Annotated in this window: 11 protein-coding genes; 6 read left to right on the top strand and 5 right to left on the bottom strand. The window is 41.6% G+C overall.

The window, feature by feature from the left end:
• Positions 1-230: 230 nt before the first annotated feature.
• Together ABM313_RS21940 and ABM313_RS21935 are read left to right on the top strand one after the other, a co-directional pair.
• The gene (locus ABM313_RS21940; RefSeq protein WP_434685249.1) at positions 231-3,353 is read left to right on the top strand and encodes an HsdM family class I SAM-dependent methyltransferase; all 3,123 of its coding nucleotides are present in this window, start codon (positions 231-233) and stop codon (positions 3,351-3,353) included.
• 3 nt (positions 3,354-3,356) lie between these two features.
• On the top strand, positions 3,357-4,004 hold the full coding sequence (locus ABM313_RS21935; protein ID WP_434685248.1) for a hypothetical protein: 648 nt from the start codon (positions 3,357-3,359) through the stop codon (positions 4,002-4,004).
• Here the strand turns inward: ABM313_RS21935 and glnT are convergent.
• Complete coding sequence (glnT, locus tag ABM313_RS21930) at positions 3,993-5,300, bottom strand: type III glutamate--ammonia ligase (RefSeq protein WP_434685247.1); 1,308 nt, start codon at positions 5,298-5,300, stop codon at positions 3,993-3,995. The genes ABM313_RS21935 and glnT overlap by 12 nt on opposite strands.
• Positions 5,301-5,400: 100 nt before the next feature.
• Positions 5,401-6,027, bottom strand: coding sequence for a DUF3782 domain-containing protein (locus tag ABM313_RS21925; protein WP_434685246.1), 627 nt, complete (start codon positions 6,025-6,027; stop codon positions 5,401-5,403).
• A 158-nt stretch (positions 6,028-6,185) separates the two neighbouring features.
• On the opposite strand from ABM313_RS21925, the gene ABM313_RS21920 reads away from it, so the two are divergent.
• Entirely contained in the window at positions 6,186-6,833 is a 648-nt protein-coding gene (locus tag ABM313_RS21920; protein ID WP_434685245.1) for a Uma2 family endonuclease, read from the top strand.
• A gap of 4 nt (positions 6,834-6,837) precedes the next feature.
• Here the strand turns inward: ABM313_RS21920 and ABM313_RS21915 are convergent, their stop codons facing one another.
• Positions 6,838-7,842 (bottom strand): alpha/beta fold hydrolase, encoded by a 1,005-nt coding sequence (locus ABM313_RS21915; protein ID WP_434685244.1) that lies wholly within the window; start codon positions 7,840-7,842, stop codon positions 6,838-6,840.
• Positions 7,839-8,783, bottom strand: coding sequence for a fatty acid desaturase family protein (locus ABM313_RS21910; RefSeq protein WP_434685243.1), 945 nt, complete (start codon positions 8,781-8,783; stop codon positions 7,839-7,841). Before ABM313_RS21910 ends, ABM313_RS21915 begins: the two co-directional genes overlap by 4 nt.
• A gap of 327 nt (positions 8,784-9,110) precedes the next feature.
• Here ABM313_RS21910 and ABM313_RS21905 point away from each other — a divergent pair, with 327 nt between their 5' ends.
• Together ABM313_RS21905 and ABM313_RS21900 are read left to right on the top strand one after the other, a co-directional pair.
• A complete protein-coding gene (locus tag ABM313_RS21905; RefSeq protein WP_434685242.1) occupies positions 9,111-9,833 on the top strand; it encodes a creatininase family protein in 723 nt (240 codons plus the stop codon).
• 136 nt (positions 9,834-9,969) lie between these two features.
• Positions 9,970-10,524, top strand: a complete 555-nt coding sequence (locus ABM313_RS21900; RefSeq protein ID WP_434685241.1) for a hypothetical protein — start codon at positions 9,970-9,972, stop codon at positions 10,522-10,524.
• A gap of 80 nt (positions 10,525-10,604) precedes the next feature.
• Here ABM313_RS21900 and ABM313_RS21895 read toward each other — a convergent pair whose 3' ends face one another.
• Positions 10,605-11,918 (bottom strand): PQQ-binding-like beta-propeller repeat protein, encoded by a 1,314-nt coding sequence (locus tag ABM313_RS21895; RefSeq protein ID WP_434685240.1) that lies wholly within the window; start codon positions 11,916-11,918, stop codon positions 10,605-10,607.
• Positions 11,919-12,486: 568 nt separating this feature from the next.
• Between ABM313_RS21895 and ABM313_RS21890 the strand changes: the two genes are divergently transcribed.
• Positions 12,487-13,488, top strand: a complete 1,002-nt coding sequence (locus tag ABM313_RS21890) for a phosphoribulokinase (RefSeq protein ID WP_434685239.1) — start codon at positions 12,487-12,489, stop codon at positions 13,486-13,488.
• Positions 13,489-13,660 lie beyond the last annotated feature (172 nt).

Raw genomic sequence — 13,660 nt, 5'->3', positions numbered from 1 at the left:
AATACTTAAGCCACCCATTTCTTGCGATCGTTATTTTCAAATGGCGTTTTATCAACACTTTATAGGCAATATTCAGTCAACACAAACACGATTATCTTCTAAATTAGCTTAATATGATTTAACTAACTAGCCTAGAAATATCATTATTCGCTTATAATAGTCTGGATTTACATCTACATATAGATAAGAACTTGTTTTAGAAAGTCTGTGTTTGAAGGAGATTTAAAGGAATGAATGTAACCGTCAGCCAAAGCTGGATAGAGCAGCTTAACTTGGCTGATAAACAAGTGCCTGAATTTTTTAGGAGCTTTGAGGAACTTGAGGCTGCACAGATTGGTATATCTCAAATTCATGTCATGCGGAGAGCTTGGCAAGATTTAGAACTGGATGGAATTCTATATCAGGATAAATCACCATACATCTACATTAAGGAAGTCTCTAGTATTGATCCACAGCAGACTAGGAAGTTACACCGTAGACTTTGGAATCAGGGAATTGCTCCATTTCTATTAGTAGTTAGCCCCAATGAATTTCACATATACTCAAGTCTAGTACTTCCAGCTAAGGAAAATGAAGACATAAATGATGATCACCGATTAGTTGAAGTATTGAGCCGAGCCGCAGATGCTCTGGAGTTAAGGCAGTTTGCGCGATCTCTAGAATTTGGTGAATTGTTCCATAAGAAACCAGAATCTTTTAATCCTGAGTTACGAGTTGATCGCTACCTACTTAAAAATCTCAAGGCAGCGAGATCAAAATTGCTTGAGCCAGTAAAGGATGTAGTCCTTGATCTCAAAATCATCCATGCTTTGCTATGGAGAGTAATTTTTGTTTCCTATTTAACTGATCGAAAGATTATTGATTCAAGGTACTTTCATAAGATAGGAGCTACTGATGTTACAAGCTTACGTCAACTATTAGAAAAGTTTTCACCAAAAAAATCTAGAGAATTACTTTATAGCTTATTTGAACAATTAAAGCAGGATTTTAACGGCGATCTATTTGAAGGAGACTTAATTAGAGAACAGCAATATGTGCAAAATGATCATATAGAAATACTAGTAAAGTTGTTGAGAGGAGATGATCTCAGCAATGGTCAGCTTTCACTTGGTTTTTGGGCTTATGACTTTAGTGTTATTCCAATTGAAACTATTAGCGGGATTTACGAACAGTTTCTAGAAGTAGAATCACCTAAACAAAAGCGAGAAAGTGGAACATACTATACACCGAGATTTCTAGCTGAAGTAGTTCTTGATGTAGCCTTAGAGAAATTTACATCTCTCTCAAACAAAAAATTTCTCGACCCTGCTTGCGGTTCAGGAATCTTTTTGGTGTCTTTATTCAACCGACTAGCTGAAGAATGGCTGAGAAATAATCGAGATGCTAGCAATAAATACCGTGCTGATTCATTGAGTAATATTCTCCAAAATCAACTTTTTGGGGTTGATGCCGATCCTACAGAAACGGCTTGTCGAATTGCTGCCTTCAGTTTGTATCTAGCTTTTCTCGATCAGATAGAGCCAAGGGCAATTCAAGAATTACAAGAACAGGGTAATGTGTTGCCGAATTTAGTAGGGCATAATATTCTTTGTCAAGATTTCTTTGATGATGCACTTGTACTACCCAATGATTTTGATTTAGTTGTAGGGAATCCTCCTTGGGCAAGAGGTTCTAAAGAAGAGACTTTAGTGGAGTGTTGGTGTAAACAAGAGAGTTTACCAATGGCTCAGAAACAATTAGCCTATGGTTTTATATGGAAAGCTCCACGACATATTAAAGATAACGGTCTTGTATGTTTCCTACTTCCTTCATCAATTTTGCTCAATCACCAAACTAAAGCGTTAGAGGCTCAATATCATTGGCTATCTAATCACACTGTCGAACAAGTTCTCAATTTATCGGATATGAGTTTTTATCTCTTTGATGGAGCAATTCGACCAGCGTTAGTTGTCAGTTATACGAAAGAGTTACCCAATAAATCGAAAGGCTTTATTGATTATCTGGTTCCTAAAACCGAACGAGAAACCCTAAGTGCAGAAATTATTAGCATCGCACCAGAAGATCGTGTGCAAATTAAATTAGAGCGAGTGCTTTACGATCTTAGTAGTGGTGAAGCTGCACTTGATTGGAAACAGTATTTTTGGGGAACGCCAAGAGATCAAAAGTTTTTAGATCGATTAAGTGCTTTACCTCGACTTGGTGATGCAGTCGATCAGCTTACGGTTAAGCCAAATAAAAGGACTAAGCGATGGATTATTGGTCAGGGGTTCCAACCAGAGGGCGTTAATGACGACCCTCAAAGGAGCAAATTACCATCTTGGAATCCCAAGCAACTATTCCTAGAAGGGAAAAGTAAAGATATCGATCTCCTAGTGTTAGAGTCAGACTGTAGTATGGTCGGCGAGCGATTTAAACGTTTGCGAAGATTACCTGACAATCAAATTTTTAAAGCACCTCACGTTCTAGTGACACAAGGTTTGAGAGTTGCTTATTCAGGCTTTGATGTTATTTTTCGTCATGCTGTTCAAGGAATACATGGAGACATACAAGACGCTAATTTGCTTACATTTCTTGCTGCTACTTTGAACTCAGATTTAGCCAGCTATTTCCTATTCCATACTTCTGCAAATTGGGGTACTGAAAGAGATACAACTCACGAGAGTGAGCTTTTACGGTTCCCATTTCCCTTTCCAGAAGATACACAGTCCGATGTCGAATCAGAATCAATTATTCGAGAGGTTAGCTCTAAACTGAAGCAATTAAAGAAGCGGCTAGAGACTAATATTCTGGATAGAAATGAGATAATTGAGCAAGCTAAACGAGACTTACTTGTATATGTATATCGCTATTATCAGATTGATGAACTTGAACAAGTCTTGATCAATGACACAGTAAATTGTTGGATTCCTAGCTCTACACCAAATCGGGGTAGTCCAAATATTCCTACTTTAAAAGATAGTACTAAGCTAGAGCGTTTAGAATATCTCAATCTTTTATGCGATCTTCTAAATAGATGGTCTAGACGAGGTAGCTATCAAGTATCAGGAAAAATAATCTTTGCTTCTAATTCTAAAATGGCAGTTATAGTTTTACAAAAAGTAATCTCTCAGAATGTATCTCCTCTTGACGAGCATACATCCAGCCCTGAGTTAGATACAGTCATTAGCAGAATTTTGAATCTCCTGCCAAGGCATGAAGGTAGTATTGCGTATTACCGTAATCTCAAGGTCTTTGATAGAGATAAATTATATATCCTCAAACCATTAGCCTATCGATTTTGGAGTAAAACAACCGCTCTTAATGATGCTGACGAAATTGCGGCAGCTATCCTCACTAACGATTACAGGGGGTGATTAATGGCGATTATTGGTAGTGCCGATTTGTGGTCAAACTTTTTTCCTGATGATTTGATTCCAGATATTCTAAACATGGTGTTAGAAGTTTGGGATGTGTTTAGAACTAATTGTGGTGAAACCCATGAAGTACCAATTACCAAACGTTTTCGCTCTCATCTTGAGCAATACAAAGATCTGAAAATGTTACCTATCAGGATTGATCGAGAAGCTATTGTCGATGATATCAATAGAGAAAGCGAAATCGGTCGCATTGATCTGCGACTCACACATGGTTATCGAAGTGAGGTTTACTTTGCTTTTGAGTGTAAGCGACTAAATGTAGTTGATAAGAATGGTCGTACCAACTCCCTTGCAAGAGAGTACGTGATGAATGGGATGACTAGATTTGTTGGTTCGGAGCCACAATATGCAATAGGTTTAAAGCAAGGTGGCATGATTGGGTATGTGATGAATGGAAAGATTGATGGTGCTATTACAGCCGTTAATAAACAAATCAAAGATCACTACAAGGACTTACAAATGAAACCCTCAAAAGGATTAAATCCGTCATCTAGATTGCCAGAAAATTTGATCAGAGAAACCTTGCACCATCTACCAGATCGTGAGTTTACAATTCATCATGTCTTTTTGCCTGTTTCAACAATCTAAAGTATGTTCCAATTCCCAAGGACTAATGCGAGTACTGTAATCATTCCATTCACGTTGTTTTAACTTGATGTAGGATTGCACAAACTCTGAACCTAACGCATCGGGCAAAATCGTATTTGCTTGCAAACATCGCAGTGCATCTAAGAGATTCGCTGGCAACTGTTTCACCGTACCGAAGGGAAGCGGATCGGTGTAGGAATTATTGTCATAGCGTTGACCAGCTTCGCGTTGGTGTTTGATGCCATCAAGACCACTGGCGATCAGCGCCGCAGGGAGAAGATAGGGATTAGCGGCTCCATCGGCGAGACGGAACTCAAAGCGACCTGCTTCGGGAATGCGGATCATGTGGGTGCGGTTGTTGCCTGTGTAGCTGATCGTATTAGGTGACCATGTTGCGCCAGAGTTAGTGACAGGCGCATTAATCCGCTTGTAGGAATTGACGGTGGGATTGGTGAAGGCACAGACGGATTCTGCGGAATGCAATACGCCGCCGATAAATTGATAGGCTAGGCTCGATAAACCGAGTTCTCCTTTTGCGTCATCAAAGAGATTTGTATTTCCCTCTAAATCCCAAATGGAGAGATGGGTATGACAGCCGTTGCCCGTTAGATGAGGGAATGGTTTAGGCATAAAGGTGGCGCGGAAGCCGTGCTTTTCGGCGATCGCTTTGACCATATATTTAAAAAAGGCATGGCGATCGGCTGTTACCAAAGCATCAGCATAAGTCCAGTTCATCTCGAATTGACCATTTGCATCTTCATGATCGTTCTGATAGGCTCCCCAACCCATCACTAACATGGCATCGCAGATTTCCGCAATGATATCGAATCGGCGCATCAGGGCTTGTTGGTCGTAGCAGGGCTTGCTAGCGCGATCGCTTAAATCAGAAATATCCGTACCATCCGCAGAGAGTAGAAAATATTCGCACTCCACACCTGTTTTGACACGATAGCCGAGGGATTCAGCTTGACTCAGGGCTTGCTTGAGAACATAACGTGGGGCTTGTTTGACGGGTTCGCCATTCATGTAGAGGTCGGCGGGCATCCAGCCAATTTCGGGTTGCCAAGGTAAAGGAAAAAGACTATTGCGATCGGGAATGGCGAAGAGGTCAGGATCGGCGGGTGTCATATCCAGCCATGTGGCAAATCCTGCAAATCCTGCGCCATTGGCTTCCATCGAGTCGATCGCTGCGGTTGGCACTAATTTAGCCCGTTGCACGCCAAAGAGGTCAGTGAAGGAAATGAGAAAGTAGCGAATCCCTTTTTCTTGAGCAATTTCCGATAGAGCCTTAGTCATAATCCCGTAATCACAATGTTTATCTCTCAGCAAACGGGATTATCGCTCAAATTAAAATGCAGTCTCGTATCAATCTTGTCAATATTTACCAAATCTTTATTTACCAAGTCTTTGCCACAAACCCCTGATCATTTGCGATCGCCACCGTATCCCCTGAAGGCTTAATTAGAAATAGCCCTTCCTGTGTGGCATATTCATCGGCTCGCTCATCCACCTTAATGCCAGCGATCGCGCCATAGAGTTTATAACTTTGATACTTAGGCAGAGCCTGTTTAAAACGGTCTAAAGTAATTAAAAATCGCTTCACATCGCGAACTTCTAAATGAGACTTGACCTCAATCGCTACCACTTCATTAGTATTTTCGGCGAGAACATCAATTTCGATAGAACCATTTTCATCCTGAGCTTCCACTCGCAAGGCTGTAAAATGCACTTCAATTCCCTTCTCCCGAAACATCCGCACTGCCGCAGGTCTAACTAAATTTTCGACAAACTCACCCCAACGACTCGTAATCCCGCCGACTTGCTTATTTGTCTGTGCAACAATTTTTTTGAGTTCAGCCATTTCTTGCTCGGATGCGCTCTTGTACTTCTGTAAAGCTTCTTCAGAAGCTTGCTTATAGTTTTCCAAAGACTGAAGAACAACTTGTTGCTGTTCTTTACGTTGGCGTTCACTTTCACGAAATAACTCGAAAATATCATCTATGGTTACAGGACGTTGAGACATAGTTTTTAGCGATCGCGTTAGATGTTAATAATGATTATAAACTCTTCCAAAAAACAACCAATTGGTGTCGGCGCTTCGCGCCGACACCAATCTTTTCTAATAACTAGCGTAAACTGTAAATAGCGATCGCTGGATGAGTAAAGTTAGGAGATACGCAGATGACCACCCTATTACGAATCTCACAGATTGAAACCTTAGCGGGACAAAGCACAGTCCTCCATGAAATCGGCTGGCAACAATTTGAATCTATTCTCCAAGACCTTGGCGACAAGCGCAGATCAAGAATTGCTTATTTAAACGGTGTATTAGAAATTGTTATGCCCTTACCTGAACACGAAAAAATTAAAGTTTTGATTGGAGATTTTATAAAAGCACTTCTTGAGACAATGGAGATCGATTTTGAAGGTTTTGGCTCCACGACTTTCAAGCGTGTTGATAAACTTGCAGGACTAGAACCCGATGACTGCTTCTATATTCAAAACAATGTCGCTATGCGTGGTATTCGCAAACTAGACATGACCATCGATCCTCCACCTGATCTAGCGATCGAGGTGGATGTAACTTCCAAAACTAAGTTTGATGTTTATCGCGTCCTCGGTGTACCTGAACTCTGGCTATACGATGAGATATTGAAAATTTATATCTTGCGTGATGGCGATTATGTCGAATCAGAATTAAGCCCTATTTTTGGAGCTATCCCGATCCGTGATGTCATACCACAGTTTTTAGAGATGACTCTTAGCCAAGGACGCAGCATAGCGATGAAGGCATTTCGGGTATGGATGCAAGAGAGCTTATTCAAATAGATTCTTAGCGACTTAGCAATTCCCAAACTGCTTGACGAATAAACTTTTCATCTTCAGGATTTTGATAGGGATTGCCCGCACGATGTCCCCAGATCGAGGGAATGGGGAAATATGAACTATGAGGAATTAGAGCCGCCTCGCGATCGCAATCTTCGGGAGTGAAATACAAATCCGTAGTACTTGGCATGACTAAGGTTTTCGCTTGAATTGATCGCATGGCAAGTTCATAATCATTTTGATAAACAGGATTATTGCTGACATCGCACCTGAGCCAAGTATCAAGCATCGCCATCAAATTTCGCGGATCGCGCTTGCGATAGCCAGATTCCCAACCACGCAGGAGATAATCTTCAAGAGATTCGTAACCGAATTGATAATACAAACCTTCACGATAAAAGTCTTGGGATGCTGCCCAACTGGCGTAAATTCTGGCAAAGGTGCGAAAACCGCGATCGGGAATGCCATCAAAGCTAGTTCCATTCCAAGTTGGATCGGCTGTGAGGGAACAGCGCAAACTCTCTAGGAAGATACGATTGTGATCGGTAGTTTTTGCAGTGCCACAAATTGCCGCGATCCGTTCCACGCGATCGCCATACAATGCACCCCAATGATAGGCTTGCTGAGCGCCCATCGACCAGCCGTAAACTAGGGCTAAGCGTTCAATCCCTAAGACTTCGCGTAGCAATTGCTTTTGAGCCGTGACATTATCGAGATGCGTAAACCAGAAACCATGCTCAGCTAAGCCACATTCCGCACAGTTGCTAGGCGAACTCGATAGCCCATTCCCAAACATATTGATGATGATTACAAACCATTTTGTCGGATCGAGAATGCCATCAGGTTTCACTAACCATTCAATATCGGGGTGTTGCGCTCCGTAGGAGGTGGGATAGAGAATCACATTCGAGCGATCGCCATTTAGTTCGCCATAGGTCTGGTAAACCAGTTGCGCTTGTGGCAAAGTTGCACCGCACTGAAGCTGAAAGTTCTTAATTGTAAAAGTATTCATGCTACTGAATTCTCAAGCTTCGCTTCAAAATTAGCGATGATTTGGCGATGGACGTTGAAGTAACCATTTTCGACACATTCAAAATGGGAACTTAATTTTGCATGAGCTGCACCTAATTGATGGAAGGGAATGGAAGCATAGAGATGATGTTCGGCATGGTAGGAGATGTTCCAGATTAGGAATCTTAAAGGTGCAAGGGTGAGGGTGGTGCGGGTATTAGCGAGCACATTGTCGGTATTGGGGCGATCGGTATGCTCGGCTAGGAGTAAAAATCTTAAAATCGGCTGACCGACTGCGAGGGGGAGCAGCCAATAGTTGATAAACCAAGGCTGTTGAAAATAGATAGAAATAGCGATCGCTACGGCATAAACCAATAGCTGTAAACGGGTCGAGCGAATCACTTCTGCACGGGAGCTTTCAGGAATAAATGGACAATTTTCTAAGTTGCCGATCGCGGTGAGGAAATGCCTCTTAAACTTGCCAATCCACCAAGTAATGCCGCTAATTTCGATAATATATTCTCTAAGATTGGTGGGCTTGCGATCGCTTAATTCGGGATCTTTATCAGGAATCTGGGTATAGCGATGATGCCATTTGTGATAGAGCCGATAGAAGGTGCTGTTATAAAAAGATAATAGTCCTGCAAACCAGCAAAGGATATCATTGGCGCGATTATTCGTAAAAACGGTGCGATGGGATGCCTCATGCAATGGCGCAAACATAATCGCAAAGCTAAATCCGTAAAGCACTAAGGCGGGTAAAGCAATAAACCAGCGATCGCTAAGATTTCCCATATTTGCACCCCAAAGATAGCCGCTAATCGCCATCACCGCTAAATGTCCTAATAATTGCAAGGTTCCTTTTAAATTTGACTTGGCATTTAAAACGCTTAATTCTTGAGGAGAGAGAATTTGTGTGGGTTTAAGATCGCTTGAAAACATGACTAAAAACTCAATATTTGTTGATAGCTAGACTCTTGACTTTAAGAAACCATTTAAGAATTGTAATCTTAGCCCCCCTAGCCCCCCAATTCTGGGGGGAACTAGATTCAAGTCCCCCAGAATTGGGGGACTTAGGGGGCTATTGGTAGACTTTTAAACGAAATTTCATATGTCATGTAATTCTTAAATAGTTTCTAATATATGCATAAGTATGTTGCTAAAGCGTTTCCGAATAAGTCAAAGTGAATACAAACCCGATCGCCTAAAATCTCTGTTAGCTTAAAGTAAGCCTTGCCTAGTTTTCTAACAGTTTTCTAAATAAATTTTATGCTCCTACATTTATCCACATGGCAAGAAGTTGAAGCCTACTTGCAGCGATCGCAGGCGGTGATTATTCCCATCGGTTCCACGGAGCAGCATGGTCCCACGGGATTGATTGGCACGGATTTTATTTGTGCCGAAGCGATCGCCCGTGCCGTTGGTGAAAATGCTGATGCTTTAGTGACTTCGACGCTGACTCTGGGGATGGCAGAGCATCACACAGGATTTGCGGGGACGATTAGCCTCAAGCCTTCGACGCTGACCTTAGTAATTCATGATGTCGTGCGATCGCTTGCCAAACATGGATTTAAACGCTTCTTTTTTCTCAATGGGCATGGAGGCAATATCGCCGTTCTTAAAACTGCTTTTACCGAGATTTATAACGAGATGCCTGATGTGCGCTGTCGCCTTGGCAACTGGTGGGCAAGTGGTGAAATATATAAACTCGTCAAAGAGCTTTATGGCAACCAGGAAGGCTATCATGCCACACCCAGCGAAATTGCAGTGACGATGTATCTCTATCCCGACGCGATCAAAAAGGCGACACTTAGTGAATCAGTCAATAAAGATAGCCGTATCTATAGCCACGAAGAATTTCGCAAACGTTATCCCGATGGACGGATGGGGTCAAATCCTGCCCTAGCAACTGTCGAACATGGGCAACAACTTTTTGAACTTTCCGTCAAGGAATTAGTCAGTCAGTACAACGATTTTATTGCTGAAATTTAAGGTTAAGCAAAATAGCCAGTCTTCGCTCTAAATCAACGATTTTGGTGCAAGATTAAGTCATTTGCAGCAAAGCACAAACTCAACAATCGTTGTATGCTGTCAGCTTAAACATCAAAAGTACTTGCATTTCTGCATCATGCTTGATCGAGCAACCATAACCGTAGCCATTTCTTTATGCCCTGAAGAGGCTGTTTGTTATTTAGCGAGGGTATACACGACCCTAGTTATTTTCAATCCGCCTGAATTTCTCAAAACTTCTATTGAAAGTAGAGTCTTGATTCATTCCCTTGGCTTTCCTGACCATCCCGACTCAGCCCATACCTGTCGGCAACTGATGGATGAGTTTGGCTTCGATACTGAGACTTTCCCTGCTTGTGCAATTCAAGGACTAGCGACGATCGCTTCGATATTTCCATGCGATCGCAATAACTTGGCAGTAGATTTTGAACTGGATCGCCATTTGGATATTGCACCCACGAGCCTCATTGACATTCAATCAAGGGTACAAGACCAAGGACAGGAAGCGTGGTTAGTACAGCTTAAGGACACTTACTTTTTGCAAGAGCCTATTTATGATGTTTTGCCACCAAGGGACATCGCTACAGGAGACGTTTGGCTACCACAAAACACGTCTCATGTAGAAGATTTTCAAAATGCGATCAGTCGAGATATTCTCCGCAGCAAGGTTTAAACAACAAAGGCATCGCTAAGCGATGCCTTTGTTGTAAGAAGAGAGTTATGGCGCTTTGCGCCACAACTCTCTTTGGAATTTTAAGGAATGATAAAAGATTGAACTTTGCTACTACCTTCTTTTCTTAAAAAATTGCTAGCAAAAATCAAATGTTTCTTCTCAGATTTATCTGATGCCCTATTAACAATGGGTGGATAGTAAATATGGCTGTTCATCAAAGTGGGAGTTCGCCATACTAATTTGCCAGTTTTATCGTCAAAGGCACTTATCCAGCTATTGTTATCAGCAGAACCATAGAAGCCCAAGGTCACATTTTTGATTTCCATATCTTCTATATAAACCCGACCATCTGCCCAAGTTAAATTTGTAGGCTCCCTATCATATTCACGGGTCACTGTAAATCTACGTAAGAATCGCCCCGTTTCTTTGTCTAAAACTACAAAATTACCACTAGAGTTGCGTGTAGGTTCCCAGATCAAGATTTCGCGCTCATTCGCGGCTTTGACTTTGCCAGTAATGACATACGACCATTTCTCTTTACCAGTTTTGAGGTCAATCGCGCGGATGCGTCCCGATGGCTGCGTCTTAGTATGTCCAAAGACCGAGGTATAGATCGTATCTCCAAAAACATTAGCTGACCATAAGCCATTAGGATTTTGTGGTGCTTCCCAAGTCCAGAGAACTTTACCAGATGCGACATCCATCACCGTAAATTGTTCGATACGACCTGCGGTTGTGTCGTGAAAGGAAGGTAACAATAGAATTCCATTCTGAACCTCTGGTTTAATTGCCTGAATACCAATCAAACCATTAGTTTTAGGAAGCTGATATGACCAAATAATTTTATCTTTATCAATAGCCAATACTTTTGTTTGATAGCCTGCGCTACTAGAGAAGTTCTCATCAATTGGGATAGAATCACCATATACAGCGATACCCTGATGTATCCCCATCAAACGATCGCGAATACCGCCACCCATATCTTCTACATACTTAAAAGATATTTTAGGAGAACCAGTTTCAGGTTCAAATCCCACAACACCATTGTCATGACTAGCATAAATAGTTCCATTCTCTAAAATTAACTGGCGGCTACCAAGAGTCTGATAAGGTGGTAATTTCTGCTGCCATTGCACTTTTCCTGACGCAGTATTAATCGCAAATAAAGTTGCCGAATAATCTCTTGGCTCTTCACTATACTTCGGGTTCTCAATTACAAATAAATGCTCACCAGTCGTAATCAGTTGAGTACTTGCTTGCAAGTTAGCAGTCCATTCAGGCTGAATTATAACTTCAGGATTATTGGCATGGGCGACAAGATTCAAGCCTAACAGCAGTAACAAGGAAATTAGAAAGTATTTCCCAAAATTAATCAACTTTCGGGAATTTGACAATTTAAATTTTGAGGAGATGACATGCATAAAGATTCTCCAACTTAATAAGGAACCAATTTTCAGTAGTGCGGTTTCACTATGCCACAAAAAATCGGTTCCTTATTTTACGGCTAAGCTCTAACGGCGATCGCTAAGTTTTTCAAAGACTCTGAAGACAATAATTTATAGCTAAAGTCACTTGTCCTAGAACGAATCAAAACCAAAGAATTGATTGTCGGCGCGGAGCGCCGACAATCAATTCTTTGGTTTTAGGTCTTAGTACAAAATGAAGGCGGCGCTTTGCGCCGCCTTCATTTTGTGTCCTAGATATCTCTTTCATAGCTATAGCGATTTTAAATGAGTTGGAAGATTTGGAGGGCTGTGAGAGTACGCCCCGAAGTGACGCACTCTTACAACCCATTTATGATTTCTATATACGTTATTTTTACTTTAAATTCACAAACAACAGCAATTATTAAAGTTAAATCAAAATCAAATATGGGTATCACTGTTTTGGTAGATTTGATCTTGGGAAAGAAGTAATAATAAATACAATTTAATCAAATTTTATAAGGATCGGTTCAGAATTATGAGCAGTAAACCCAAACGAGTTGTTGTGATCGGAGTTGCAGGAGACTCTGGCTGTGGAAAATCTACATTTTTACGCAGATTAAATGATCTGTTTGGCGAAGAATTTATGACCGTGATTTGTCTGGATGACTATCACAGCCTAGATCGCAAACAACGGAAAGAAACTGGAATTACTGCACTAGATCCTCGTGCGAATAATTTTGACTTGATGTATGAGCAAGTCAAAGCCCTCAAGGAAGGCAAATCGATCATGAAACCGATTTACAACCATGAGACAGGATTGCTCGATCCTCCCGAATTGGTTGAGCCAAATAAGGTAATTGTGATCGAAGGATTACATCCAATTTATGACGAGCGTGTGCGTAGTCTCCTTGACTTCAGTATTTACCTCGATCTCAGTGATGAAGTCAAAATTGCTTGGAAGATTCAACGAGATATGGCGGAGCGTGGTCATACCCTTGCGGATGTCATGCAAGCGATCGAGTCCCGTAGACCCGACTTTGAAGCATATATTGATCCTCAAAAAGCCCATGCTGATGTGATCATTCAAATCCTACCCACAAATCTGATTGCTAATGATACAGATCGGAAGGTATTGCGGGTACGCTTAGTTCAACGCAGTGGTGTTGAAGGAATTGAGCCAGCTTACCTATTTGATGAAGGTTCGACAATTTCTTGGATTCCCTGCGGTACCAAGCTAACTTGCTCTTATCCCGGAATTAAGCTATTTTCGGGACCCGATAGCTGGCTTGGTCAACCCGCAAGCGTCTTGGAGATCGATGGACAATTCGATCGCCTTGAAGAGATGGTCTATATCGAAAATCATCTTAGCTGCATCAATACCAAGTTTTATGGTGAATTAACCCAGTTACTGCTCAAGCATCCTGATTATCCAGGCTCTAACAATGGTACTGGTCTATTGCAAATTATCGTTGGTCTGAAGATGCGGGCAACCTTTGAACGTCTCACCCAACAAGCTGAACAACTAGTCGCAGCCTAGATAGTCCAAAAAGATGAGTGGCGGCGCTTCGCGCCGCCACTCATCTTTTTGGTTTTGTATCCTAATCAAAACTTACATTGCTATAGCAATATTTTCATTGCAGTAAGTAGCTCAACTTAATTAAAACCCAAAACCAGAGTTTGTTCCGCCCGCTACGCGGGCGGAACAAACT

Origin of the sequence: Pseudanabaena minima str. Chao 2107, assembly GCF_051131155.1 — a bacterium.
GTDB lineage: Bacteria > Cyanobacteriota > Cyanobacteriia > Pseudanabaenales > Pseudanabaenaceae > Pseudanabaena > Pseudanabaena minima.
The sequence above is the reverse complement of the archived record's forward strand: the minus strand, read 5'-3'. Positions and strand labels throughout refer to the sequence as shown.